Below are 25,845 nucleotides of genomic sequence, written 5' to 3'. Positions count from 1 at the left end.
ATTTTTTTAAAAGTTAACATTTAAGTGAAAGTACACTTGACGTGAACTTGGAAAAGGGGTTACCTCGATACCTGTTGACAGACCACTACTTCCGTTTACGGATACTTCGGGGTCATAACTCGTATAATCGGTAACCAAAAACAAATTTCTTCCTGAAAAGCCCAATTTTACAGCTTCGACCGTATCACCAAAAATAGTGGCAATAGTGGCCGATGGTAATCTATAGTAAATTGCTGCCTCTCGTAATCTTAAATAACCGGCCGGCTCCAAGAAACGTTGTCCGTTTGCAGGTATAGACAATCGAGCCTGTCCGTCAGCAGTCTCCAAATCTGGTGTTACCCCACCCAGATCTGTTAAGAACTTGGATAGGTTTAAGTTGTCCCCGCCCACTTTCATCTGAAAGATAAAGGAAACATCAAATTGCTTGAACAAGGTAATATTGTTGTTCCAGCCCATTTGATAATCAGGTTCTGCAACACCAATCTGTGTAGGTTCCGTAACCCCATCGCCATCTAAGTCTAAATTTGTGGCAAATTGATTTACCGGCTTCCCTTCTTGGATAAAAATAGTTCCTAATCCCAACCCAAAACCTGCTCCTGGTTGTGGAAACGCCGGTACCTCTAAACGGGTAATCTCCGATCGGTTCCTAAACCAGTTTAAACCTGTATTCCATCTGAAGTTTTCATTATCCACTACGTCGGCACGCAAGGCAAGTTCTACACCTTTATTAACCAAATCACCCAAGTTTGTGGTTTCCGAGGTAAAACCTGATGATGCTGGCAAGGCTCTGGTAAGAATTAGGTCATTGACCGCTTTATTATAGTAGGTTGCCTCAAAAGCTACTTTATTGTCAAAAAGACCTAAATCAAAACCAATTTCAAATTCTGCTGAGGTTTCTGGTTCTACGTCTGGATCGCCTTTAGAACCTAAAACCGATTGCCCAATAGCACCACCGATATTACTAGCTCCTAAACTTGTGAAGGTTGCCCCAAAATTCGCAGGACTCCCGGTTTCACCATAAGCTGTTCTAAACTTCAATTGACTAATCGCTTCAACGTTCCAAAAATCTAGATTAGCAACGTTTACGGCCAAAGAAGCTTTCGGAAATCCATAAAACTTATTGGGGTCTCCATTTCTACTGGACTTATCCAAACGATACCCTACAGTTGCAATGAACTGGTCTTTATAATTTGCCTCTAGCTGACCAAAATACCCGAAATCTTCTTCGCTACTTAAAAATTGGTCAATTTCTTGATTCACCGAATTATCTACGTTGGTTTGCCCAGCTGCTAATAAAGCACCACGACTGTTTACCAAATTAGACTCTTGTGATAAATAGGTAATACCCGCCTGGGTAGTCAAACCTAAATCACCATCCATAGCATCATGGTTCCAAAGCATAATCGCCTGACCATTAAATTGTGTGAAGTTGTTTTTTCCCTGTGCTATAAAACCTCCTTGGTTCCCTATCTGTGCTTGGTGTGTTTCTGGAACGTACACATACGTTTCGTTTGCCAAATAATCCAAACCACCACTTAAAACTAGTTTGACACGGTTCTTTTCAGTAGTCAATATCTTAGTATTCAACGTTAATCCTTGTACCACACGGTTGTTGCTATCCTCGTTCAAGGCATTGTCCCGCACAAAAATAGGGTTACCGGAATAGTTGGGGTTGTTGGGATAGTTACCGTTCGCATCTGGGAATTGATTGTTCCAAGGTCTTGTAAAAGCCAAGGTATAGCCATAACTAAGTCCACCTTCGTTTTCATTACCCGTAAAACTTCTACTAGAGTTACTTCTTGTAAAGTTTGTACTTGAAGTAAAATCAAATACATCGGAAATCTTGTGCTCTATGTTGGCACGTAAGGTTAAACGGTCAAACCCGGTATTTTTGATAATACCTTCTTCGTCCCTAAAACCACCACCCACATAAAATCTGGTTTTTTCATTACCACCGGTAGCATTTAATCGGGTATCCGTAATAAATCCTGTTTCGCCGTAAATGATATCCTCATAATCGTACAGACTGCCACGTTCCGCTATAGTTGCTTCGTATTTGGCACGTTCTGCAGCGTTAAAAGTGCTTTCCACAGAATCCGCTGTCCAAGGACGCATGCCCAACGGATTTGCAATGGTGTTTGAACCCACATCTTGACTAAAGCTAATCTTGGTCTTACCGGCCTGCCCTCTTTTGGTCGTAATCAAGATAACCCCTGCACCCCCGCGTTGTCCGTAAATGGCAGCAGCGGAAGAACCTTTAAGTATTTCGATATTCTGAATGTCGTTTGGGTCTAAATCTGCCAATCTGTTTCCAGAGTTCTCTTCATTCCCACGGTTTGCACCGGAAGCGAAACGAAGACCCGACGGAATCTCCACGTTATTGTAATACACGCCATCAACAATAATCAAAGGTTGGTTGTTCCCGTTAATAGATGAAATACCTCTAAGACGTAAAGCAAAACCTCCACCCGGTGCTCCTGAGGAAGATGTGATATTAAGACCTGGAACTTTACCGTAAAGCGCCCCATCTACGGTTGTTTGTCCTGTAGTACCCACCAATTCCTCGGCAGATACCGTAGCTACGGCATTGGCCAAATTCTCTCTTTTTACGGAGGAGGCCAGTCCCGTGACTACGACTTCGTCCAAGCCGGTTACAGCTTCTTCCAAAGTCATGTTCAGGGTAGCCGCTCCGGTTACATTAACTTCCTTCGTCGAATACCCTAAAGACGAAAATACTAAAGTGGCAGGAAAACTATCTACGGTAATGCTATAATTTCCATCAAAATCGGAAATTGTTCCGTTAGTGGTTCCTTTTACCACTACACTTGCCCCAGGTACGGGCACGTCTGTTTCATCAGAGACAACACCTTGTATCGTTCCTTGTGCCATCATCGTCAAAGGCAACAAAAACAATACAAAGGCCATCGCATTTTTGCATAAAGCTTTTTTCATGTTCATAAATTTGAGTTAGTATATAAAATTCAAATAAAAGAAACATTTATGGAACTAATTAATAATATTTATGTTTTTTTGAGATTTAACGGTTTGCTTCTGAAGGATTTGGATAAATAATAGAAACGAAAAAATTACTTTTCTAGTCGTCGTGAAAAGTTTAAAACCTGTAATGCCCTAAAAATTCTCAAAATAAATGAGGCTAAGGTGATTAACAATCAATCATTTGTGAAAATTTTAAAATAAAAAAGCCCGTACATTAAAGCACAGGCATGTTCATTACAAAAAAAAAGTACTATTTAATTTTTCACAATAGACTTCCTACGTTTAGACTCCGTTACCGCAGCAATTCGATTATCATTAAAATCAACTTCCTTTACCGTATCGCCCTCCCAAAACATCCAAGTTCCTGTTTTAGCACCTTTGAAATAGTTGCCCATGGCAATTTTATCGCCCTTTTCGTTGAACATAGTCCATTCGCCTTCTAATTTTTCGTTCAGAAAATAACCTTGTTGTGCTATTTCTCCATTGGTATGAAAGTAAGTCGCTTTTACTTTATTACCTTCCTTCTCGAATTTTGGTGCTACATCCTGGGCATAAACACCAAAGGAAAATGTAAGTGCCACTATGTAAAATATTTTTTTCATTGCTATGTTTTTAAGTTGATGTACCTATAAATTAAACGATACTAAGATACCATTATTTTCCACAATTAGAACAATTAACTAACTTTTAATTTACATTAATTTAACATTACACCTGTAAAACATTTATAATCATGCAATTAACTAATTACATGTAATATTATTATCGTTCATAATTCTTATGCAAAACCATTATTCTCTTTATGCCTTTAATGGATTAGACTTCTTAAATTTGCGCGGTATTTAAAAAAGACATCATGTATAGAAGCCATTCCTGCGGAGAGTTAAGAGAATCACATATACAAACAGCCGTTACCCTATCTGGGTGGGTCTCCAAAACACGTGATAAAGGCTTTGTGGTCTGGGTAGATCTCCGCGATCGTTACGGCATTACGCAATTGGTGTTCGATACGGACAGGACAGCTCCCGAATTGCTGGAAAAGGCCCGTAATTTAGGTCGGGAATTCGTTATACAGATTAAAGGTAATGTAATAGAACGGGCTTCTAAAAACGCAAACATACCTACGGGTGATATAGAGGTTTTAGTAGAGGAACTAGTAGTCCTTAACGAATCCAAAACCCCTCCCTTTACCATAGAAAACGAAACTGATGGTGGCGAAGACCTACGGATGAAGTATAGGTATCTGGATATCCGTAGAAATCCGGTAAAAGAGAACCTCATCTTCCGTAGTAAAGTAGCCATGGAGGTGCGCAATTACCTTTCCGACCAAGAGTTCATAGAGGTAGAAACGCCTTATTTAATAAAATCCACCCCGGAGGGTGCCCGTGATTTTGTAGTACCAAGCCGAATGAACGAAGGGCAGTTTTACGCCCTGCCACAATCCCCACAAACTTTTAAGCAGTTGCTTATGGTAGGTGGTTTGGATAAATATTTTCAAATTGTAAAATGTTTTAGGGACGAGGATTTACGTGCGGACAGACAGCCAGAATTTACACAGATCGATTGTGAAATGGCCTTTGTGGAGCAAGAGGATATTTTAAACACCTTTGAAGGACTTACAAAACACCTGCTCAAAAGCATAAAAGGCGTAGACGTCGAAAATTTCCCTAGAATGACTTATGATGCCGCCATGGCCAAATACGGCAACGACAAACCGGACATTCGCTTTGGGATGGAGTTTGGTGAGTTGAACGCAGTAGCCCAACACAAGGAATTTAATGTTTTTAATTCCGCAGAATTGGTGGTTGGCATTGCCGTACCAGGTGCAAATTCATACACCCGTAAAGAAATTGACAAACTGATAGATTGGGTAAAACGCCCCCAAATAGGTGCCTTAGGAATGGTCTATTGCCGGTGTAATGATGACGGAAGTTTTAAATCTTCGGTCGATAAATTTTATGACCAGGAAGACATGGCCAAATGGGCCGAAACCACCGGGGCAAAACCTGGTGATTTAATTTGTATATTATCCGGAGATACAAACAAAGTAAGAGCCCAATTAAGTGCCTTGCGTATGGAATTGGCAACAAGATTAGGGCTGCGGCAAAATACGGAATTTGCCCCACTGTGGGTAATAGATTTCCCCTTGTTGGAACTGGATGAGGAAACAGGACATTACCATGCCATGCACCACCCGTTTACATCTCCAAAACCCGGACAGTTGGCATTATTGGATACGGATCCAGCGGCAGTGCGCGCCAATGCCTACGATTTGGTATTAAACGGAAACGAAATAGGCGGCGGTTCTATTCGTATACACGATAAGGAAACCCAAGCTACCATGTTCAAGCATTTGGGCTTTACCCCGGAAGAGGCAAAAGCACAGTTTGGTTTTCTAATGGATGCCTTCCAGTATGGTGCTCCGCCACACGGCGGCATCGCTTTTGGCCTCGATAGATTGGTCGCTATTTTAGGCGGACAGGAAACCATACGGGACTTTATCGCCTTCCCAAAAAACAACAGCGGCCGCGATGTAATGATCGATGCCCCTGCCCCGATTGATGACGCACAACTAAAAGAACTGGGGCTGAAGTTGGATTTCTAGTAGTTTTTGGGTCGTCACTCTTAGTTTCAGGTTCGTCTTTGCGAGGAGCTATTCCAAGATTGAAACAATAAACAAAAGCTGATGCGACGCGGCAAACTGTTTCACCTGTATAATGTGGTCCAAAAAAAATCAAAAATCCGTCTTTGCGAGGAGCAGTTCCAAACTTGAAATTTTGAAGGAAGCCCGATGCGACGCGGCAAACTGTTTCACCTCCATACAAGGATTCAACAGATTGCTTCGTACCTCGCAAAGACAAGGCCAATGGTTAGTTGCGGTATAGAAAACTGGAACAATATTCCAAAACCAAACCTCCTCATTTCCAGAAAAGCGGTGGCGGATTTTATGGTAGACTGTTTGAAAGAACTATCAAAGAACAACAGTATCCTTACAATTTCCAATCCGTGGGACTACTTTATTTTTCCTTACTTTTAAAGTCATGAAGAACTGGGTTAAAATATTGCTTTTTAGTCTTTTAGGGCTAGGTTTGATGCTGGGAGGTGTTTATATGTATACTTGGTATACCTATTACAAAAGATACGTTCCGTCTACCAATGTCTATATGCAGCGTGTGGGCTACATTGACCCTGATATTGCAGTTTTTTCGGAAGGTTTTGAGCCCTGCGGGGACTATATTTTTGATTATTATAACCCAGAACGCGCTAGGTACGGTGAAGGGAAAAACGGACTCCGAAAGTTTATTCTTAACAATTTCAATACGAATGACTACACAGAGTCCGGATACCTAAATATTCGCTTTGTTATTAATTGCAAGGGAGAAACTGGCAGGTATGTACTTCATGAAAATGATTTGAACCTAGTTCCCAAAAGATTCAATCCTAAACTAAAAGAACAGCTTCTTAAACTTACCTTGGCATTAAAAAACTGGAATCCAAATGTTATAAATGGCAACAAAGTTGATTCTTACATGTACATATCATACCGAATTGAAGATGGAAAAATCACAGAAATTATTCCTTAGTGTTCTGTTAGGCCTGTTTTTATTCTCGTGTAATACAAAAGAGGAAAAGATAGATGCAGCTATGGAATTTGGCAAACATGCCAATTACCAAGGCACCCCAACCTGCATGAATGCATTTGCCCATATATTAGAATTGGATTCCACCAATGCCGAAGCCTACCGAGAGTTATCCATTCCGTATTTAAAGAGGGGTATTCCGCACGAATGGGAAAAATGGATAAAAGAGGCGGTTAAATATGACGCTGTGAAATGGCAACCGTACCGTGGCTATAATTACCTCTGGTTCTACCGAGATTACAAGAGAGCCATTGCAGATTTTAACGCTTCCGACACCTTAACGCCGTATTTAGATTATCCCCAAGGCCACAGTGTAGATTTTTGGCGCGGCATTGCTTATTTAGGTCTTAAAGACTATAAAAATTCTATTACTTACTGGGACAAACACATTAGTAAAGAAACCGAAGATTCCGGAGAGGATTGGGTAGAATTGGAGGCCTTTTTATATCGTGGTATCGCTTATTACGAATCGGGTAATAACGAAAAAGCATTGGAAAATTTTGATAAAGCCATACGGTATTTTAAACAAACAGCGGATAGTAAATATTATAAAGCCAAAATTCTATCTGAACAAGGTCAAAAACAAGAAGCCTTGCTTCTGGTGGAAGAAGCCATCGCAGATTTTACTGCAGGGTACTATAATAACCGTGCCTACGTAGAAACTCTGAGACAGCTTTATATGGGAGATTTGACGGAGCTTAAAGATTCCCTTACGAATTAGCAAGCGAAAGTGATCCGTGAACCCTATTTTTTATACTTTTAATCTAGCAAAAACGGTTCATGCCCACCCTACAACAAAAACTCTTTACCAAATTTATAAAATGGCGGTATAAAAATATCTCCAACAAGACCTTTACCCACGTTCTGGCGGTGATTGTGGGTCTGCTTGCCGGGTTGGCGGCCGTTACCTTAAAAAACCTTACTTATTTTATAGAATCTGCCTTGGAGGACGGTATCGTGTTTTCAAGTAACCAGCTTTATTTTATTCTCCCGATTATAGGTTTGACCTTGGTCTACCTCTATGTAAAGTTTGTTCATAAGGAAAAACTGGAGCACGCTATTTCATCCATTTTGTTCGCCTTGTCCAAAAAGAAAGGGATCATCAACCTTAAAAAAATATATACGCCTCTAATTACCGCCCCCTTAACCGTAGGTTTTGGTGGTTCTGTAGGACTTTTGGGACCTGCTGTGGCATCGGGTTCTGCCATAAGCTCCAATTTGGGTCAATTACTCCATGTGAACGCCAAAACACGTAAACTCCTGATCGCCTGTGCCTCTGCAGGTGCTATTTCCTCTATTTTCCAGGCTCCGATTGCAGCTATTATTTTTGCCGTAGAGGTATTTAGCATGGATTTTACCATGGTCTCCATGCTACCCTTACTTTTATCCTCTATATCCGGGGTGCTTACCTCCTATTTCTTTTTAGGGAACGAAGTACTCTTTAACTTTTCCCTTGCCGATAGTTTTGAGGTCAACGACACCCTGTTCTATATTATCCTTGGCATTGGCACGGCAATAGCATCTGTCTATTTTACTAAAATGTACTTTGGCATCCTAAAATTGTTCGAGCCTTTAAAAAGTCCGAAATACCGATTACTGTTCGGGGGGCTTGCCATTGGGGTTATGCTTTATTTTATTCCCCCACTCTATGGGGAAGGTTTCGACTTTATCAATAACCTATTAAAAGGAGACCATATTGCCGCCTTGGGCAGCAACCCGTTCGATGGATATATGGATAATATTTGGGTGGTCATTGCGCTGTTATTTGGTCTTACTATTTTCAAGGCCGTTGCCATGACCACCACCTTTGCTGCCGGTGGGGCGGGTGGAATCTTTATTCCTACCATGGTCATGGGAAGCGCGCTGGGCAACGTGGTGGCAAAAATCATCAATAATCTGGGTTTTGGATTTGAAGTGTCCGAAAGTAATTTCACGCTAATAGGTATGGCCGGACTCATTGCCGGAGTGCTCCATGCGCCCTTAACGGCTATATTCCTTATTGCCGAAATAACCGGTGGTTATGAGCTTTTTGTTCCTCTAATGATTACCGCTGCCATCTCCTACCTCATCACCAAAAACACCTTGGACCACACCATATATACAAGGGAGTTGGCGGAACAAGGTGCTTTGCTTACGCATGACAAGGATAAAAACGTTCTCACCGTTATGCGGCTAGATGATGTAATAGAAAGGGATTTTAAAACCATAACTCCGGACATGACGCTCGGCGAAATGCTGCACCGATCGGTTTCCAAGTCTACCAGAAACCTATACCCCGTAGTAAACCAAGATCACCTATTGGTAGGTATTGTACTCTTGGACGATATCCGTGAATTCATGTTCGACACCACACTTTACGACACCACTACCGTAAGTACCTTTATGCACCAGCCACCTGATGTCATTTTTTACGGGGAAGATAGTATGGAAAAGGTAATGGCCAAGTTTCAAAAAAGTGGTGCATGGAATTTACCGGTAATAAAAAAAGGAAACTACTTAGGTTTCGTTTCCAAGTCTAAACTACTGACTGCATATCGCAAAGAACTTATTAATTTTACGGAGAATTGATAATGCTTTTGGTTACTGGCCATGATGTGCTTGGCATCTATAATTGAATTTCTTTTCGCTTTATCAATTTTGTAACTTTATACTATTGCGTATGTAGCAAAAAGGTTGAAATACTAAGTATTCTAAACAGGCTTACTTTTTAACGGACGCATTCCAATTAAAAATCAATACTTTAGAAATATTTCGAAAATATATTTTTATGGGATACAACTTAAAAATGCTTTTCGGTGCGGACGCCATATTAATCTCTTACTAATACAACCATGAATTACTACCTTCTATTTACGATAGTCCTAATGGCCGCAATTTTTATTTTAATACCGTTAGTAGACAAATGGACAAAATCCAAAAAGCGCAGAGGTGGCAGAAATCCTAGAAGAGGAAGGCGTAGGTGAGCTGTTCGCTTTACAAATTCATCATTCTTTGTGTAACTTTGTATATATGAAGTTGAAGTATATCATTACCATAATCGTATTAGCATCTTTGGGCTCCATTATCTACGGCTATACCTTGGATGCGGAGGAACAAGCCCTAGCACACAAATACATAGGTGGTGGAACTTTGGGCCTGTTTTTATTGGCCATGCCCCTGTTTCTATACAAGGAGAGCAAAACCCGAAATTGGGACGACTATATGCTGAACGAAAAGAACGTGCGAAAAATGCAGGGAAGACCGCCTAAGGATTCGGAAGACAAATAAAAGCACGGTCTTAGCATACTATCGATATTTTAGGCCTCCAGGAAAAAACAGCTTTACTATCCCACAAAAAATATGGTAGTAAATTCATACCTATCGTTCACGCCCTACTTTGTAAAAGCTAATCTTGTACCAAAAGATCTTGTTTAAGAACACCAGGTTCGGGTATAGGCTGCAGCTGTGGTTTTAACCGCATATATTCCTGCCAACGGTAAGACTCAAGCACATCTGCCATTTCAGAGGTCTCACGGCTGCTCAACTGTTTCAATAGCTCATATTTTGCTTTTTGTGATAAGGAAGGATCCTGTTCCACGGCCTGTTTTTTGACCAAAAATCGGGCTACGGTAGATTGGAATTCCAAGGCTTGGTCCATGCCCATAACCAGACGCGGTTGATATGCAGCTGTAATATCCCTTGCCTCAAAACGAATTTTGCGGTCTATTTTTAAGGCGTACAAGGTTTGAGCCTTTAGCGAGGGCAAGGCGAACAATAACATAAATACAAGAACAAGGTAATGTGCTTTTAAAGTTGAATATGTTTTCATACTAAGTTATTTTTGGCTTTTGTTTCATTTATTTCTTTAATGTTTATCGTCTTCTGGATCGTTTAACGTTCCCGATAGTTCTTTTCTTTGAGCGTTTTACTCTTTAAGAATCAAAATAAAACTTGGTTGACCCTAATCTGCAATACCTATTTTATCCGAAGAATTCCAGTCATCTAAACAGCGTGATGCATGGTCGTAACCGATAACAAACGCTTTATCGATTCCTTTTTTGTCCAGAACGCCAATATGCTCCAAACCTGCAGGTCTGAACAAAAGATCCGTGGCATATAACTTTTCCATACTATTGGCATGCAGCATCAATTGATTGGTTCGATTTGCCAATTGAATCGGGTTTTTTAAAACTCCGTTACCCACCACCTTCATGCCCGAGGTATAGCATCCGATGATAAAGCCGGCCTTATTGAGCAATGGTTCAATAGGAAAATTGTTCATTATACCGCCATCTGCATAAAGACGGCCATCGATGGTCACGGGATTAAAGACCGGAGGCAGCGCTGCAGAGGCCAACAAAGGACGTAGCAATTCGCCAGAACTAAATACTTTAGCAACCCCAGATTGTAGGTCGGTAGCGGTAACGAATAACGACTTCTCCAAGGTATTGAACGTATCTTTCTCAAAGTATTTCGAAAAAAAGGAATGATATTTTTCTGTATCGAAAAGTCCAGGTTTGTTAAACGTAAAAAAATTATATTTGAACAATGGTGTTTCCTTAAAAAAGTCAAGCATATCGGAAGAACCGATACCGTTGGCGTACAAGGCGCCGACAATGGCCCCGGCACTGACACCGGAAACGAATTCAGGATAGATCCCTCTCTCATGTAGCGCTTTTAATAGGCCTATATGCGCCATTCCTTTAACCCCTCCACCCGAAAGAACCAGGCCTATGCCCTTTTCCTCAAGATATTGTAGTTTCATGCTATCAAAATCTATTATTCTGTTGCTGTTTTAAAACTTAGTCTTATTAGCTAAAATCACTGGAATATTTGATATGTTCCTTCCATGTTTCCTTATACCGTTTAACCCAAATTTTGTATTGGCACTTCGTATGAAGCTTCGAGATACAATGAATACTGGCATTTTATCGATTTTAGCATAGCACCGCTAAGGTTACATCGTGAAAAAGTAGCGCAGCGGTAGTATTCGCAGTACCTTGGAGCTGTAATAGTTTTTCTGATGCATATCTTAGGCTTAAGCTTTATCTCTTTCATTAACCCTTACCTTTTGCGCGTATAATTCTTGATACTGGCAATAGGTATAGTAGTAACCTAACGGTCGTTAATTGAATTCATTTCCGTGTAGAAAATTACAACCTTCGGCATTTTATCCCCCAATCACTGAGTTATCCAATTATTTTTGGTTCCAATTGAAAAGAACTACAAAAAGTTACGGAGCCAAGCTATGTATAAGACTCACGCTCCGATAACCTTGCTAATCCAATTACGAAATCTTAATACTTCTTGCGGGTTTTTGTTTGGCCTCTTCTTTCTTGGGTAAATGTATTTGAAGTACACCTTCTTCATATTTTGCTTTTATAGCATCCTCGTTTACGGTTTCCGGCAAGGAAAAGGTGCGTTTAAAGGAGGCATACCCAAACTCCCTGCGCGTAAAATGAACATCTTCCTGTTCCTTGCTTTCCTCTAGTTCAGTGGAAATAGAAAGTAATTGATTCTCCAGGTCTATCTGAAAATCCGATTTTTTAAGACCGGGAACGGCCATATCTACAAAATAAGCATCCTTGGTTTCCCTAATATTGACTTTAGGCAGGGTAATACCCGTGTTAAAGTTGGAGGTAAAGACAGATGGCAGGTCCCTGTTGAAGACTTCATCTATCCAAGAGGACCAGATGGGAGAAGTAAGGCCATTCGAATTTGTATTTGCCAAACTTCCATTTTTTCTTGTTGTTACCAAATTACTCATAACTACAACATTTTAAGTTAAACAATAATTCAAATTTTCTAAAAGCAAAAAGGCAAATCAAGTGCCAAATTACAAGCTGTAGCTACCTGACAAATTCTTTTAAAATTTCTTTAGGATTTTGACAGGTTTCTATTAAAAAAAACTAAAATAAAATGTCAGTTTGGCATTTTCAATCAAATTGAAAATGTCATTTTTTCACCCGCAAGAAACTGTATGTCATACGTTTACAGTATCAATTCGTATAGTAAAAAGCCCTGTATATTAGCGTTGTCCATAACTATAAATAAGAAAATCGCACACTTTAGCCGCGTACGTTTGGCATGACATTTGAAATTTTGTACACAACTACATGGAGTTAAAATCCATAACAAAACACGCAATAAAATAAATAGTACAAATTGTTTAACCAGTTCCCATAAGGGTACCCTTTAAAACTATCATTATGGAAAAAAAACCTATCGCAGTAAAACTGATCGGTAAAAAGCAGGAGTATTATCAAATCCAATTTCCCAACCTTCAAATACCGGTTCAGGTCAACGACGACCTTTACCGTAGAATGAGAAAGAGCGAACAATATCAATTTGTAGGCAGCCCATAAACTACAGGGTTCGCTAGCTCTAAACCTAGCTTCGCTTGCAAATGAGTTTAAAGAACTTTGGCATTTTTAAGGCTTTTTCCGGCACGGGATTTGTCAAAATCTGTAAAATAAAAATTCATTTTATATTAATGTAGTTATGGAAAAACTGGCGTTTGGCCTATCGTTGTTGACCCTCCTTTATATCGTTTTTTTATATCTGACCACAAAAACGCTATTTAAGGACAATTCAAAGACCTCATCATCTTTTGGCAAGAAAGATGAAGATACCCAAGACTAAAATTGGGTTACCATATTTCAAATTTGATTATAAGAAAACAGGAAAGAGAAAACCTAAATTTTAATTTAATACTTAGTACAATGAAAACTGAATATAAACCTCAAAATATGTGGAAAACTTATGTTATTTCCGGACTTATTGCGCTCTTAGTTAGTTTTGGTGTCATTATGGGCAACCAATGGTCGCAAGATGAAAAAATAACCCTAGAAAAAGTAGATGGCATCCAAAGTGAGCACGTACTATATACCGCAGATAAAGAGGGCAATATCACCCCTTTGGATTTTACCGCTACCACCAATAAAGTGTTGAATGCGGTGGTTCATATTAAATCGATCCGGACCGTGGAGGCCAATAATTCCCCGCGGTTAGAGTATAGGCAATTGCCCGACCCCTTTAGGGACTTCTTCGGGGACATGTTCCGGAATTCCCCACAAGTACCGGAAGGCAAGCTACAACCACAGCCCATGTACGGAACAGGATCCGGGGTTATCATAAACGATAAAGGATACATCATTACCAACAACCACGTCATAGACAATGCAGACGAAGTAGAGGTAACCCTGTACGATAATGAAGTTTACCCGGCTACCGTTATCGGTACAGACCCTACTACCGATCTGGCCTTGCTTCAGATCAAGGCCAACAATCTAAAGACCATGGCCATGGTAAACTCGGATGATGTTGAAGTTGGCGAGTGGGTATTGGCCGTTGGCAACCCCATGGGACTGAATTCTACGGTAACGGCAGGTATCGTAAGTGCAAAAGCCCGTAATATTAATATTAACAAGGAGAAGTTTGCGGTAGAAAGCTTCATCCAGACAGATGCTGCTATCAATCCCGGTAATAGTGGGGGCGCCTTGGTAAATTTGGAAGGCAACTTAATCGGCATCAATACGGCGATTGCCAGTAGAACGGGAACCTATAATGGCTATGGTTTTGCTGTGCCCAGCAATATCGTTACCAAAGTGGTAGAGGATATTTTAAAATACGGCAGCGTTCAACGCGGTATGTTGGGCGTAACCATCCGCACCATGGACGGTAATCTGGCCAAGGAAAAGAACGTGGACTTCACCAAGGGCGTTTGGATAGAAAATGTTGGTGAGGACAGCGCGGCCGAAAAGGCCGGTATTGCAGAAGGAGATGTGATTACCAAGGTCAACGATATTTTGGTGCATACATCGCCAAGGCTGCAAGAACTAATTGCCAGCAAACGACCAGGTGATACCGTAGCAGTTACCGTTAAACGCGATGGTAAGGAGAAAGTTTTTGATGTTGTGCTGGAGAACTCCAACGGCGGCACGGATATCATGAAAAAAGAAAAGAAGGAAGTGCTTAATCTTCTAGGTGCGGATTTTGAAACTTTGGACAAATCAGCTGCGAAAAAACTGGATATCGATGGAGGCGTAAAAGTAACTCGTTTATATGCTGGGAAAATTAAAAAAGAAACCCAAATGAGAGAAGGCTTCATCATTACCCATATCGATGGTAAAAAAGTGAAGGATATAGAAGATGTAGCGAATTTTCTTGAAGATAAACGTGGAGGCGTAATGTTAGAAGGGACCTATGAGGACAGGCCCGGTAAATACTACTACGCATTTGGAATGGACTCTTAATAAAAATGGGGCGAAAGCCCCTTTTTTATTTGTCATAGACAGGACTGAAAACGCAACAAAAATCAAAATCAATAGGTTTGACCATCCAACTGTTAATTTCTTCTCTTATCAAAAAACCGACGCAACAGATCGGCCGCTTCGTTTTCCAAAACCCCACCGGTGATGGTAGTCTTCGGATGTAGTTGCGTGCCCATTGCGCCATAGCCACGTTTGGTATCACTTGCTGCAAATACTATTTTATCTATCTGGCTCCAGTATAAAGCACCTGCACACATTTGACAAGGCTCTAGCGTAACGTACAAGGTACAGCCTTTTAAGTATTTGCCACCTAAGAAATTAGAGGCAGCGGTAATGGCCTGCATTTCTGCATGCGCGGTAACATCATTTAACTGCTCCGTTAGATTATGGCCTCTGGCGATAACACGGTCTTGGATTACGATAACGGCGCCCACCGGTATTTCGCCACGCTCAAAAGCGTACTCCGCTTCCTGCAAGGCTTTTTTCATAAAATAGGTATCGTCGTAAGGAAGTATCATAGACCCAATTTGGGCACAATACTAAGGTTTTTTGAAACTAGGCACAAAAAAACCCTCTAACAATAGAGGGTTTTAGGATTGAGTATGGTTTCGATTTAATTTTTCTCAAAAAAGATTTTGAAAAATTCATCAATAGTGCCGTCCAGATCATAGTCCTCTTCCTCGGAAATAACCATGGTCGTATCTGTTAGTTGAATTACCCCGTCAAAAATTAATTCTCCCTCTCCGTTTTCCAATAATTCGGTTTCTGTCTCACCTGCTTCGGTATAAGTGTTCTCATAAGCTACCAAAGTTAATTTTGACGTTGTTGAGCTATAGGCCCAAAATCCTTTGTATGCCTCCTTATACTCCTCATCTTCTTCAAAAACTTCTTGGCATTGCGTTGAAGAAGCCTCATAATCAATTTCCGTATCCACACCTCTAAAGTCTGTTGTAAAGCTACCATCGGACTTAAAGGTAATGTTACCCAACTCGGTCGTATAACACTCCTGATACTCAAAAGAGTCGTTATTGGAACAAAATACGCTCTCGGTAAAACAGGATTCTTCCCCTAGAACTTCAATGGTTGTTTCGCCATCTTCGGTATACTCTTGTTTTGTCATATCCCAACTTCCAACTAAATCGGCATTTCCGCCCCAGCTCCCAACAATGGCGCATACTTCTTGCGGAGCACTAATGTTTCCGTTAGCGTCATATACACATATTTCATAGCAAAACGTACCCGGTTCTATGAGCGTACTAAAGTCAATATCTAAAACCGTTACATCATTTTTGGCAGAAACCAAATTTGCACCCTTCTTTTTCGCCTTGGAAATAGTTAAACTTTTACCGTTAATGGTATTGGCAGACAGGTCAATATCATAATAAGAATCGGCCACGGTACCGTCCGCCTCCTTAAATCTTAAGTATGCCCCGGTGATGGTGGCATTCGAATTTAAGGAAATTTCAAATCCTTCGTTCAAAAACGCCGTTTTACCGGTATCACCTATATCTAGCGTAATAGCGCCATTTGGTGTTGGCGGGGCACCCATTTCCTTGCTTCCGCCTTCGATAATAACGTTATCTGAAACACTGTTTGCCTCCAAAGGGGTGTTTTCCAATTGTTCCGCCTGCTCTTCGGCTTGCTCCGCCGTGTTGTCTTTGTCGTCCTTACTACATGCAGCTGTAATTAACAAGGCTGCCATAATAGCACTTCTAAAAATAATTTTCATGACTGGTTTGTATAAATTAATGTCCAAACAAAACGCCCAAACCTTCAATATAGTACCTACACTCTCCTATTTTTAAACAATGAAGAAGGATACGCGGCCAAAAAGTAAAATCCGTAGCTTTGCAGTTCCAATACTTTCAGCATTGAAACCTATTCTAGACAGCATCTCCTCCCCAGAACTCTTGCGCAAGCTGCAGTTGGCGGATTTACCGCATTTGGCAAAGGAACTAAGGGAGTTTATCATTGGGGTCATTGCTACCAAAGAAGGGCACTTAGGAGCCAGTTTGGGTGTCGTGGAACTTACCATTGCACTCCATTATGTATTCAATACACCTGAAGACCGATTGATATGGGACGTAGGCCACCAAGCTTACGGACATAAAATACTAACGGGCCGTAAAGCGGTTTTTGAAACGAACAGACAGTTAAACGGACTTAGCGGTTTCCCCAAACGCGAAGAAAGTGAATACGATACGTTTGGAACGGGACATAGTTCTACTTCTATCTCGGCTATTTTGGGCATGGCCATAGCTTCCAAATTAAAAGGGGATGTTACAAGACAACATGTGGCGGTCATAGGCGATGCTTCCATTGCCAGCGGTATGGCTTTTGAAGGCCTAAACCATGCCGGTGTAACCGATGCGAATATCCTCATTATCCTAAACGATAATGCCATTGGTATTGACCCAAGTGTAGGTGCGTTAAAGAGATACCTGACCAATGTTAAAAAAGGAACGGCCAAGGACGAGAATATTTTTGAATGCCTGAACATGGCATATTCAGGACCCATAGACGGTCACGATATGGAAGGTCTGGTGAAGGAACTGGAACGGTTAAAGTCTGTTTCCGGGCCTAAACTGCTCCACATCATCACTACCAAAGGTAAGGGACTTAAAAAAGCGGAGGAAAACCAGGTAGCCTACCATGCCCCGGGAAAATTTAATAGTGTAACAGGGGAACTGATTAAAAAATCCGACAAGCCCCAACCCCCAAAATTTCAAGATGTATTTGGACACACTATTGTAGATCTGGCCCGTAATAATGATAAAATCATAGGCATTACCCCTGCAATGCCCACGGGAAGCTCGTTGCGCTACATGATGGACACCTTCCCCGACCGCGCTTTTGATGTGGGCATTGCGGAACAACACGCCGTAACCCTTGCCGCCGGAATGGCAACCGAAGGGATGATACCGTTTTGTAACATTTACTCTACCTTTTTGCAAAGGGCTTATGACCAGGTAATCCATGATGTAGCGCTGCAAAACCTACCTGTCATCTTCTGTTTGGACCGTGCCGGACTTGTGGGCGAAGACGGACCAACGCATCACGGTGTTTTTGACATCGCTTATTTACGCTGCATTCCCAACCTTATTATTTTTGCTCCCAAAAACGAAATTCAGCTGCGGAATATTATGTACACCGCACAACTTGGCCTGGACCAACCTATTGCCATAAGATATCCTAGAGGTCGAGGCGTTTTGTTGGATTGGAAAAAACCCTATTCAACCTTGAAAATTGGCATGTCTTTTGAGCTCAAACAAGGAAATAAAATTGCCGTATTGAGCACTGGGCCCGTAGCAATTATGATTTCTGAAATTATAAACGAACTTAATGATACCACCAGCATAGGACATTACGATTTTCCTTTTATAAAACCTTTGGATAAAAATAGGTTAAGGAGTATTTTCGCAAGTTATGACCAGATCATCACCATAGAGGACGGTTGTATTACAGGAGGTTTTGGAAGTGCGGTGCTCGAGTTCGTTAACGCGGAGAACATCACAAAAAATAGCAAGATGTTTGGTATTCCAGACGAATTTATAACACATGGCCCTGTTAAGGATCTGTACAAAATAGCCGGTATGGACAAAGAAACGGTAAAATCGTATATAGAAGAAATTTTATGAAAAGACCGCTTGTATTTAAGAAGTTTGCCACGAGTCTTGTGCTTATCATGGTTTCGACCATAGCTTTTGGCCAAGATTCCATTCCTACTCCGGTAGTTAGGGATACCATGGTATTGGATACTACGGTTACGGACACTATTGTAATCAGAAAGACCCTGACCAAAATAAAACACATACCAAGGGGGGTAAACCTCACGAACCCCGTTGTTTCCTTTAATAAAACAAAACCCCTAAAAGACAAATACAAAAGGTTTCGGGTTCCTTCGTTTTGGACCAAGGAGAATACTTTTGGAATAAACCTAAGCGAGGCGGCCTTTGTAAACTGGAATGCGGGTGGTGATAATGCCGTTAGTGGATTGGGTTTCCTGCGCTTTGTACGCAACTATAAATTCAGGTATTTTCAATGGGACAACGACCTTAATATGCGTTATGGCCTAAACGCCCAAGAAGGCAGGAGAGTACGAAAAACAGAGGATGTGTTTAGACTTAGTTCCAATTTGGGCTACCGTAGGGATACCATAAGCAATTGGTACTATTCCGCCCAACTGAACTTTAACACACAATTTTCCAATGGTTATAAATATCCCGATAGGGAAACCCCTATATCACGTTTTATGGCACCCGGCTACTTTTTCTTGGGAGCGGGAACCTCTTACATTAGTGAAAATCAAAAATTTAATTTGTATTTATCGCCCATTACCCAAAAGTCGACTTTTGTTTTGGACCAACGATTGGCCGACAGAGGTGCCTTTGGTGTAAAAAAAGCTGTGCGGGATGCCGATGGCAACATCATACGCGATGGCGAAAACCATTTTATAGAGCTAGGTTTCCTGATTACCAATAATTTTGACTGGGACGTTGCCAAAAATGTGAATATAAGGAGTAGACTGAATCTCTATACCGATTATTTGGCAAGCTTTGGAAATATTGACGTGGACTGGGAACTCAACGTTCGCTTTCGTGTAAACAAATATATATTGACCACTATTGGCACCCATCTTATTTATGATGACGATATCTTGTTTGACGAGGTAAAAGGCGACAACGGAAACGTTATAGACCCCGGAGAACCCAGGCTCCAATTTAAACAAGTACTGGGCATTGGTATCGCCTATGATTTTTAGAGCTGCCTTCCCTTGATTTTATTGTGGATATGCACTGCCGAACTATCCGACAGGCTGGCAACGTAACAACAGGTATTCAATAATATTTCATAAAGCGATAAACTCGTGCGCCTGTAGAATTCCGGTAGGGTCCGTAAGATCAAATTATGGTAATTGGACGCCTTGTTTTCTTTCTTTTTCACCAAAGCATGTACATACACGTCCAAAATATCGGCAATGATGGTATAGCCGGCAATTTCTTTTTCAACTACCTCTTGTGCCTGGTACACGTTCTGTACACTTAAAGCGATGATATCCTTGATTTGCGCATCATATTTACTTTTATCCATAAGGGAAACATGAAAATCACCGTTAAGAATAGCGGTCTCGTTCTCCATAAATATAGCTACAGCGTCTTGTATAAGCGTATTTATGGCCAATGCCCGTAGATAGCTCAATCTATCTTCTTTATAGGCCAAAGAGTGATATTTTTTTGTGTTAATGGTATCCTTTACCAACTTAATAAGATACTCCAGGGCATAATCTTCGGAGATAAGTCCAAGATTTATACCGTCCTCAAAATCGATAATGGTATAACAAATATCATCGGCCGCCTCTACCAAAAAAGTAAGTGGATGTCGTGCAAAGGAAATGGAATTCCCGTCCGAAGTTTGCTTTAGTCCCAAATCTGTTGCTACTGCGCTAAAGGTATTTTTTTCGGTCTGAAAAAACCCGAACTTTTTATCGGCAATGTGTTTCGTTGGTTTCTTGGGCAAGGACTCCTTTGGATATTTCATAAAGGCCCCAAGGGTAGCATAGCTTAGGCGGAGTCCGCCGTAAACACCTTCCCTATCTTGGGTCATCAACTTAAATCCGTTGGCATTTCCCTCAAAATCTACAATGTCCTGATACTCCTTTTCCGAGAGATGGTCTTTAAAAACCCTGCCCTTTCCAGATTTAAAATACTCGCCAATAGACTTTTCCCCACTGTGTCCAAAAGGTGGGTTTCCAATATCGTGGGACAGCGCAGCGGCAGCTACAATGGCCCCAAAATCATTGAATTGATAGCCATGTACCTCTTTAAGATAGGGGTGCTTTTCCAAAATTTTCTTTCCGGCCAATCTTCCCAAACTTCTACCAACGACGGATACTTCCAAACTATGGGTAAGCCGTGTGTGTACAAAATCTGTCTTGGAAAGCGGAATCACCTGTGTCTTGTCCTGTAGGCTCCTAAAGGCGGATGAAAAGATGATGCGGTCATAATCCACATCAAAACCCAACCGTGTTTCGTCCTGTTCGTTTCGTAGTCGTTTATTGGTATCTCCTCTTCTGCGTAAAGATAGTAATCGCTCCCAGTTCATGGTATCTATTTAAGGTTTGCAAGATACATTTTTTGACCTTTATAGCTAAGTCTATACGAATTTGTCAAAAACCTGGAAACCTAGTGTTAACGGTTACGATATATACAAATAACCCTTGGTTAACTTTAACTTAACCTTGTACATGTTTCTTTGTGGCATATTAATGTTTGCAAGTATGAAACACCTGTTTATCATTGTCTCACTACTCCTGTCCTTCCTCTTAAAAGCGCAGGAAGGCGGTTCTATAAAAGGTAAAATTCTAGACGCGGAACAATATAACGAACCCTTACTAATGGCCAATGTGGTGTTAAAAGGCACCACATGGAGCACGTGGACCAATTTTAACGGAAACTTTGAAATCGTAGACATTATCCCAGGAGAATATGTCTTGAAAGTTAGTTTTTTAGGATACGAAGATTTAGAGTTCCCCATAGTTGTACGCAATAACGGCAACACCCAAATCAATCGCAGATTGCAAGCCAAAAACATAAGCCTAACAGATGTGGCGGAGACCAATTTGGTTTCTACCAAAAATGGCACACAACCAAGTGGATTGAAATAACACCCAAAATTTTGAGATCCAATACCAAAACCGACTAAAGACTATCGGTCTTTAAATAGTTTAAAGGTGACCATAAATTCATGTCCTACTGAGGAAGTTCGAATAACACCTATAGCCAAATAATAAACCACCGTTCTATAAAACACTCAAAACAAGGTTTTAAGCGTGGATTATGTTTGTGATATTCAGTATTGAATTCCAATTTTTTATCGAACCTATTCCTGTTACAGAACGAGCTACTTAAATTCTCACCCCAACCCTACTTTAAACGAGTCATGAGCAGATGTTCGTTTTTTGTATCCCATACCAAAATCACAATCTATGAAAATCGAAATACTCGAGCATCATCGTATGATGGCCAAATCAGTGTTCGTAAAATTAAAGATTACTTAATATTGACGTTACATAAAGATCAAGCCTAAGGGCGAACTTCGTTACTGTCTTAAGACGACCGTGATTTCATTTTACTATTAGTTTTTGTCGACTGGTTTTTTTTGAAATCCGATAGCTACCTCTGGCCAAGGTAGCTTTTTTATATGCTACATCCTCGTCGGCGTTTGGCAAATCGACTTCAGCACCTATTCCATCGTTGTATCAATAGCCATTAAAAAAAGTATTTGCGACAAGACTTAATGTTTAGCCAACATTAACTTAACACTGATTTTAGTTCTTTGTGGCCGACAAAAACTAAGTACAATGAAAATAAATCATGTAGCCCTTTGGCTGTTGATTACTCTTCCACTCCTGGGTTTAACTCAAGAAACCAATGCACCCGCCTTTGGAAAAGGACTGTTTAATCTTGTAGGAAAAGATAGTTCTTGGACAATGAAGGTGGGTACCCGAATGCAAATTTTAACAATTGCAAATTGGGATGAAAATACGAACGGAAGTTTGGCAAATCCTGAACAAAATTTCCTTGTACGAAGGGCCAGGCTTAAATTCGACGGTTTTGCCTACTCCCCAAAATTGGAATACAAAATAGAGCTGGGGCTCTCCAACCGAGATCTTTCAGGAGGTTCGCAGTTTACAGGTAATGCTCCTAGATACATACTGGATGCCGTTCTAAAATGGAATTTTTATAAAAACTTTGTCCTCTGGTTTGGCCAAACAAAACTGCCGGGCAATATAGAAAGGGTCATTTCATCCGGTAATATGCAACAGGTAGACCGTTCCCTATTAAACCGTAGATTTAACATAGATCGCGATATGGGTTTTCAATTAAGGCACCACTTTAACCTTTCAAAGAAATTTGTTGTACGTGAAATTTTTGCCCTATCCCAAGGCGAAGGACGTAACATTACAACTGGAAACTTGGGAGGACACCAATATACCTCGCGGTTAGAGCTTTTACCGTTCGGCACTTTTCTCAAAAAAGGAGACTACTCGGGGTCCGATCTGGTACGGGAACAAAAACCAAAACTAATGCTGGCGGCTACGTATGACATTAACCATAATGCCGTAAAAACCAGAAGCAACCAAGGGTCGCACATGGTCAACGATACCGGATTTTACGAAACTACTATAAATACTGTATTTATTGACGCCATGTTCAAATACAATGGTTTTTCGTTTATGGGAGAATATGCATATAGATCCGCAAAAGATGCCTTGGCAAAAAACTCGGATGGCAGCCTTACCGGAGATGTGGTTCAGGTAGGAAACGGACTCAACCTTCAAACCGGTTATTTGTTCGACACCAATTGGGAGGTTTCGGGCAGATACACCAATATTATGTTGGACGAGGCGATAACAGGCAGAAACCCACGGGCGCAGTATACCTTAGGGCTTTCAAAATATATTGTAGGCCACAAATTAAAAGTACAGACAGATATGAGTTACCTTGCCGAGAACAAGGGCTCAAATGCTTTAATGTATAGGCTACAAGTAGATATTCATTTCTAAAAAAATAACATTTAGCTAACATTACAGCCGGTCGCGATAATGATATTTGCAAATTGATACTATAGATTATGGACAATATTTATTTATTAATGATTATAGCCTTGGCCGTTCTAGCGATAGCTGATCTTGTTGTGGGCGTTAGTAATGATGCGGTAAATTTTTTAAATTCCGCCATTGGGTCAAAAGCGATTTCGTTCAGAACCATTATGATCGTTGCAAGTCTGGGAATAGCCGCTGGCGCGGTATTTTCGAGCGGGATGATGGAAGTTGCCCGAAAAGGAATCTTTAACCCCAGTGAGTTCTATTTCAACGAAATCATGTTCATTTTTATGGCCGTAATGATTACGGACATCTTATTGTTGGATTTCTTTAATACCCTTGGAATGCCAACATCTACAACGGTTTCTATTGTATTTGAACTTTTGGGCGCCGCCGTAGCCATGTCATTGATAAAAATCGCCGCAGACAGTGGTAGTTTTACAGACGTGGTAAACTACATTAACAACGAAAAGGCGATTGAGATCATACTAGGCATATTGCTGTCCGTGGTTGTTGCATTTACCATAGGCGCTATCGTGCAGTGGGTGTCAAGATTGTTATTATCCTATCAATATGAAAAGAAAGCGCAATGGGTAGGAGCACTCTTTGGCGGTGTTGCATTATCTGCCATTACCTATTTCATCTTAATGAAAGGAATAAAAGGAACGGCGTTTGCCAGCAATAGTTACGCCATTACCGAGGGGCTTACTATTGCAAATTTCCTAGAGATCCACTGGCTAAGTATTGCTGCTGCCAATTTTGTGGTATGGTCGGTTCTATCCTATATCCTTACGACTTTCTTCAAGACCAACATCTACGTCCTCATTATCGGTGCCGGAACATTCGCCCTTGCATTGGCATTCGCAGGAAACGATTTGGTTAATTTCATTGGCGTACCCATTGCTGCGTGGCAATCCTATGAAGCCTGGGTAGCATCTGGCGTGCCGGCATCGGAGTTTAGCATGGAGGTTTTGGCCACAAAAGTAGCGACGCCGACCTTGCTTTTGTTCATAGCGGGAATGGTGATGGTACTTACGCTATGGTTCTCCAGCAAGGCCAAGAGCGTTGTTAAGACTTCTATAGATCTTTCTAGTCAAGAAGCCACCAAAGAACGTTTTCAGCCCAATTTCCTATCTCGAGGTTTTGTGCGCTTGGCAATTTCGATGGCACAAATGTCAAATCACATTTTACCGGACTCATGGCAGAAAAAAATTGACAAGCAGTTTGAAAAACCCGTAATCGCCTTGTCCAAGAATCGTGTCCACGAGCTACCGGCTTTTGACATGGTACGCGCGGCCGTAAACTTAATGGTAGCCGGCATATTAATATCTATTGCAACTTCTTATAAACTACCCTTATCCACCACGTACGTTACGTTTATGGTGGCAATGGGAACCTCGCTTGCAGATAGGGCCTGGGGTGCGGAAAGTGCCGTTTACCGTGTGGCAGGTGTTTTAAACGTAATCGGTGGATGGTTCGGCACTGCCATCATAGCCTTTATCGTTTCGGGCACCATACTCGCAATTATTAGTTTTGGCAAAGGGGCAGCAATAGGTGTCTTGTTGTTTGCCGCCATACTATTGCTTTCAAGAAGTTACATTTCGCACAATAAAAAAACCAAGGAACTCCGAGCCGAGGATTCCTTGAACAAAGCTGAAAGCAGCTCTATCCAAGGGGTCATCATAGAGAGTGCCAAAAACATTTCTAACGTATTAAAAAGAACCAATAAGATCTACACCAACTCTATTAACGGACTTGCAAAACAAGATCTTAATTTATTAAAGAAAAACAAAAAACAAGGAGAAAAGCTATCTAATGAAATAGACGACCTCAGAGACCATATTTTCTATTTTATCAAAAATTTGGATGAAAACAGCGTTGGCGCCAGTAACTTCTATATCAATACCTTGGGCTATCTAACCGATATCTCACAATCCTTGGATTATATAGGAAAAGTGAGCCTTAAACATGTAAACAACAATCATAAAAAATTAAAATACAACCAGATAAAAGAACTGAAGGAAATTGATCTAAAATTAGATGAAGTATTGAACCAAACCCAGAATGCGTTTACCAACCAGTCTTTTGAGGAAATTGGACTTGTACTAAACCATAAACAAGAGCTGTTCGATATGGTTTCCGATAAGATACAGACCCAAATCGCAAGAACACGTAATGAGGAATCCAGTCCAAAAAATACTACCTTGTATTTTTCATTGTTGCTTGAAACAAAAGACCTTATGACCGCAACCATGAACCTGCTGCAACAATACCATGATGAGCATGATAGCTCCGTTGCTCCCGCTACCATAGAAACACCAAAAGACGAATAAGTCCTCTTAGCGTAAAA

22 protein-coding genes are annotated in these 25,845 nt (G+C 40.9%); 14 read left to right on the top strand and 8 right to left on the bottom strand.

Going from position 1 to position 25,845, the window contains the following annotated elements:
* Positions 1-6: 6 nt before the first annotated feature.
* Positions 7-2,952, bottom strand: a complete 2,946-nt coding sequence (locus tag ACFQZJ_RS01335) for a SusC/RagA family TonB-linked outer membrane protein (protein ID WP_379931757.1) — start codon at positions 2,950-2,952, stop codon at positions 7-9.
* 299 nt (positions 2,953-3,251) lie between these two features.
* A complete protein-coding gene (locus tag ACFQZJ_RS01330) occupies positions 3,252-3,599 on the bottom strand; it encodes a nicotinic acid mononucleotide adenyltransferase (protein WP_379931756.1) in 348 nt (115 codons plus the stop codon).
* Positions 3,600-3,853: 254 nt separating this feature from the next.
* Between ACFQZJ_RS01330 and aspS the strand changes: the two genes are divergently transcribed.
* The 6 genes from aspS (at position 3,854) to ACFQZJ_RS01300 (ending at position 9,905) form a co-directional block, all read left to right on the top strand.
* Positions 3,854-5,602, top strand: a complete 1,749-nt coding sequence (gene aspS / locus ACFQZJ_RS01325) for an aspartate--tRNA ligase (RefSeq protein ID WP_379931755.1) — start codon at positions 3,854-3,856, stop codon at positions 5,600-5,602.
* Between the two features lie 261 nt (positions 5,603-5,863).
* A complete protein-coding gene (locus ACFQZJ_RS01320; protein WP_379931754.1) occupies positions 5,864-6,034 on the top strand; it encodes a hypothetical protein in 171 nt (56 codons plus the stop codon).
* A gap of 4 nt (positions 6,035-6,038) precedes the next feature.
* On the top strand, positions 6,039-6,581 hold the full coding sequence (locus tag ACFQZJ_RS01315) for a hypothetical protein (protein ID WP_379931753.1): 543 nt from the start codon (positions 6,039-6,041) through the stop codon (positions 6,579-6,581).
* A complete protein-coding gene (locus tag ACFQZJ_RS01310) occupies positions 6,553-7,359 on the top strand; it encodes a tetratricopeptide repeat protein (protein WP_379931752.1) in 807 nt (268 codons plus the stop codon). Before ACFQZJ_RS01315 ends, ACFQZJ_RS01310 begins: the two co-directional genes overlap by 29 nt.
* A gap of 59 nt (positions 7,360-7,418) precedes the next feature.
* Positions 7,419-9,206 (top strand): chloride channel protein, encoded by a 1,788-nt coding sequence (locus ACFQZJ_RS01305; protein WP_379931751.1) that lies wholly within the window; start codon positions 7,419-7,421, stop codon positions 9,204-9,206.
* Between the two features lie 360 nt (positions 9,207-9,566).
* On the top strand, positions 9,567-9,905 hold the full coding sequence (locus ACFQZJ_RS01300) for a hypothetical protein (RefSeq protein WP_379931750.1): 339 nt from the start codon (positions 9,567-9,569) through the stop codon (positions 9,903-9,905).
* A 118-nt stretch (positions 9,906-10,023) separates the two neighbouring features.
* Here the strand turns inward: ACFQZJ_RS01300 and ACFQZJ_RS01295 are convergent, their stop codons facing one another.
* From ACFQZJ_RS01295 to ACFQZJ_RS01285, 3 genes are all read right to left on the bottom strand, one after another.
* Entirely contained in the window at positions 10,024-10,446 is a 423-nt protein-coding gene (locus ACFQZJ_RS01295) for a hypothetical protein (protein WP_379931749.1), read from the bottom strand.
* 132 nt (positions 10,447-10,578) lie between these two features.
* Positions 10,579-11,382, bottom strand: a complete 804-nt coding sequence (locus ACFQZJ_RS01290; RefSeq protein WP_379931748.1) for a patatin-like phospholipase family protein — start codon at positions 11,380-11,382, stop codon at positions 10,579-10,581.
* A 522-nt stretch (positions 11,383-11,904) separates the two neighbouring features.
* Positions 11,905-12,384 carry an Hsp20/alpha crystallin family protein gene (locus ACFQZJ_RS01285; RefSeq protein WP_379931747.1) on the bottom strand — a complete coding sequence of 160 codons (480 nt, stop codon included), beginning with the start codon at positions 12,382-12,384 and terminating at the stop codon, positions 11,905-11,907.
* Positions 12,385-12,826: 442 nt separating this feature from the next.
* Between ACFQZJ_RS01285 and ACFQZJ_RS01280 the strand changes: the two genes are divergently transcribed.
* From ACFQZJ_RS01280 to ACFQZJ_RS01270, 3 genes are all read left to right on the top strand, one after another.
* Positions 12,827-12,982, top strand: a complete 156-nt coding sequence (locus ACFQZJ_RS01280) for a hypothetical protein (protein ID WP_379931746.1) — start codon at positions 12,827-12,829, stop codon at positions 12,980-12,982.
* A 136-nt stretch (positions 12,983-13,118) separates the two neighbouring features.
* On the top strand, positions 13,119-13,259 hold the full coding sequence (locus tag ACFQZJ_RS01275; protein WP_379931745.1) for a hypothetical protein: 141 nt from the start codon (positions 13,119-13,121) through the stop codon (positions 13,257-13,259).
* Between the two features lie 80 nt (positions 13,260-13,339).
* A complete protein-coding gene (locus tag ACFQZJ_RS01270; protein WP_379931744.1) occupies positions 13,340-14,872 on the top strand; it encodes a Do family serine endopeptidase in 1,533 nt (510 codons plus the stop codon).
* A 92-nt stretch (positions 14,873-14,964) separates the two neighbouring features.
* On the opposite strand, the gene ACFQZJ_RS01265 is transcribed toward ACFQZJ_RS01270, so the two are convergent.
* Positions 14,965-15,408 carry a nucleoside deaminase gene (locus tag ACFQZJ_RS01265; RefSeq protein ID WP_379931743.1) on the bottom strand — a complete coding sequence of 148 codons (444 nt, stop codon included), beginning with the start codon at positions 15,406-15,408 and terminating at the stop codon, positions 14,965-14,967.
* A gap of 95 nt (positions 15,409-15,503) precedes the next feature.
* Entirely contained in the window at positions 15,504-16,619 is a 1,116-nt protein-coding gene (locus tag ACFQZJ_RS01260; protein WP_379931742.1) for a hypothetical protein, read from the bottom strand.
* A 79-nt stretch (positions 16,620-16,698) separates the two neighbouring features.
* Between ACFQZJ_RS01260 and ACFQZJ_RS01255 the strand changes: the two genes are divergently transcribed.
* A complete protein-coding gene (locus tag ACFQZJ_RS01255; protein WP_379931741.1) occupies positions 16,699-18,528 on the top strand; it encodes a 1-deoxy-D-xylulose-5-phosphate synthase in 1,830 nt (609 codons plus the stop codon).
* A complete protein-coding gene (locus ACFQZJ_RS01250; RefSeq protein WP_379931740.1) occupies positions 18,525-19,652 on the top strand; it encodes a DUF3078 domain-containing protein in 1,128 nt (375 codons plus the stop codon). The genes ACFQZJ_RS01255 and ACFQZJ_RS01250 overlap by 4 nt, the downstream gene beginning before the upstream one ends.
* On the opposite strand, the gene dgt is transcribed toward ACFQZJ_RS01250, so the two are convergent.
* A complete protein-coding gene (dgt, locus tag ACFQZJ_RS01245; protein ID WP_379931739.1) occupies positions 19,649-20,992 on the bottom strand; it encodes a dGTP triphosphohydrolase in 1,344 nt (447 codons plus the stop codon). The two genes, ACFQZJ_RS01250 and dgt, sit on opposite strands and share 4 nt — an antisense overlap.
* 175 nt (positions 20,993-21,167) lie before the next feature.
* Here dgt and ACFQZJ_RS01240 point away from each other — a divergent pair, with 175 nt between their 5' ends.
* The 3 genes from ACFQZJ_RS01240 to ACFQZJ_RS01230 all read left to right on the top strand — a co-directional run bounded on the left by ACFQZJ_RS01240 (position 21,168) and on the right by ACFQZJ_RS01230 (position 25,828).
* A complete protein-coding gene (locus tag ACFQZJ_RS01240; RefSeq protein WP_379931738.1) occupies positions 21,168-21,554 on the top strand; it encodes a carboxypeptidase-like regulatory domain-containing protein in 387 nt (128 codons plus the stop codon).
* Positions 21,555-22,250: 696 nt separating this feature from the next.
* On the top strand, positions 22,251-23,456 hold the full coding sequence (locus tag ACFQZJ_RS01235) for a porin (RefSeq protein WP_379931737.1): 1,206 nt from the start codon (positions 22,251-22,253) through the stop codon (positions 23,454-23,456).
* 68 nt (positions 23,457-23,524) lie between these two features.
* Positions 23,525-25,828 carry an inorganic phosphate transporter gene (locus ACFQZJ_RS01230; RefSeq protein ID WP_379931736.1) on the top strand — a complete coding sequence of 768 codons (2,304 nt, stop codon included), beginning with the start codon at positions 23,525-23,527 and terminating at the stop codon, positions 25,826-25,828.
* The last annotated feature ends 17 nt before the right edge of the window (positions 25,829-25,845 follow it).

The organism is Maribacter chungangensis (assembly GCF_042676845.1).
GTDB classification, from domain to species: domain Bacteria; phylum Bacteroidota; class Bacteroidia; order Flavobacteriales; family Flavobacteriaceae; genus Maribacter; species Maribacter chungangensis.
Note: the sequence above shows the minus strand (reverse complement) of the source record. Positions and strands in the feature narration are given on the sequence as shown.

What these genes read in the sequence shown, in the direction of transcription:
- ACFQZJ_RS01335 (WP_379931757.1), bottom strand. Translation starts at nt 2,952, where the DNA reads ATGAAAAAAGCTTTATGCAAAAATGCGATGGCCTTTGTATTGTTTTTG.
- ACFQZJ_RS01330 (WP_379931756.1), bottom strand. Translation starts at nt 3,599, where the DNA reads ATGAAAAAAATATTTTACATAGTGGCACTTACATTTTCCTTTGGTGTT.
- aspS (WP_379931755.1), top strand. Translation starts at nt 3,854, where the DNA reads ATGTATAGAAGCCATTCCTGCGGAGAGTTAAGAGAATCACATATACAA.
- ACFQZJ_RS01320 (WP_379931754.1), top strand. Translation starts at nt 5,864, where the DNA reads ATGGTTAGTTGCGGTATAGAAAACTGGAACAATATTCCAAAACCAAAC.
- ACFQZJ_RS01315 (WP_379931753.1), top strand. Translation starts at nt 6,039, where the DNA reads ATGAAGAACTGGGTTAAAATATTGCTTTTTAGTCTTTTAGGGCTAGGT.
- ACFQZJ_RS01310 (WP_379931752.1), top strand. Translation starts at nt 6,553, where the DNA reads ATGGAAAAATCACAGAAATTATTCCTTAGTGTTCTGTTAGGCCTGTTT.
- ACFQZJ_RS01305 (WP_379931751.1), top strand. Translation starts at nt 7,419, where the DNA reads ATGCCCACCCTACAACAAAAACTCTTTACCAAATTTATAAAATGGCGG.
- ACFQZJ_RS01295 (WP_379931749.1), bottom strand. Translation starts at nt 10,446, where the DNA reads ATGAAAACATATTCAACTTTAAAAGCACATTACCTTGTTCTTGTATTT.
- ACFQZJ_RS01290 (WP_379931748.1), bottom strand. Translation starts at nt 11,382, where the DNA reads ATGAAACTACAATATCTTGAGGAAAAGGGCATAGGCCTGGTTCTTTCG.
- ACFQZJ_RS01285 (WP_379931747.1), bottom strand. Translation starts at nt 12,384, where the DNA reads ATGAGTAATTTGGTAACAACAAGAAAAAATGGAAGTTTGGCAAATACA.
- ACFQZJ_RS01280 (WP_379931746.1), top strand. Translation starts at nt 12,827, where the DNA reads ATGGAAAAAAAACCTATCGCAGTAAAACTGATCGGTAAAAAGCAGGAG.
- ACFQZJ_RS01275 (WP_379931745.1), top strand. Translation starts at nt 13,119, where the DNA reads ATGGAAAAACTGGCGTTTGGCCTATCGTTGTTGACCCTCCTTTATATC.
- ACFQZJ_RS01270 (WP_379931744.1), top strand. Translation starts at nt 13,340, where the DNA reads ATGAAAACTGAATATAAACCTCAAAATATGTGGAAAACTTATGTTATT.
- ACFQZJ_RS01265 (WP_379931743.1), bottom strand. Translation starts at nt 15,408, where the DNA reads ATGATACTTCCTTACGACGATACCTATTTTATGAAAAAAGCCTTGCAG.
- ACFQZJ_RS01260 (WP_379931742.1), bottom strand. Translation starts at nt 16,619, where the DNA reads ATGAAAATTATTTTTAGAAGTGCTATTATGGCAGCCTTGTTAATTACA.
- ACFQZJ_RS01255 (WP_379931741.1), top strand. Translation starts at nt 16,699, where the DNA reads ATGAAGAAGGATACGCGGCCAAAAAGTAAAATCCGTAGCTTTGCAGTT.
- ACFQZJ_RS01250 (WP_379931740.1), top strand. Translation starts at nt 18,525, where the DNA reads ATGAAAAGACCGCTTGTATTTAAGAAGTTTGCCACGAGTCTTGTGCTT.
- dgt (WP_379931739.1), bottom strand. Translation starts at nt 20,992, where the DNA reads ATGAACTGGGAGCGATTACTATCTTTACGCAGAAGAGGAGATACCAAT.
- ACFQZJ_RS01240 (WP_379931738.1), top strand. Translation starts at nt 21,168, where the DNA reads ATGAAACACCTGTTTATCATTGTCTCACTACTCCTGTCCTTCCTCTTA.
- ACFQZJ_RS01235 (WP_379931737.1), top strand. Translation starts at nt 22,251, where the DNA reads ATGAAAATAAATCATGTAGCCCTTTGGCTGTTGATTACTCTTCCACTC.
- ACFQZJ_RS01230 (WP_379931736.1), top strand. Translation starts at nt 23,525, where the DNA reads ATGGACAATATTTATTTATTAATGATTATAGCCTTGGCCGTTCTAGCG.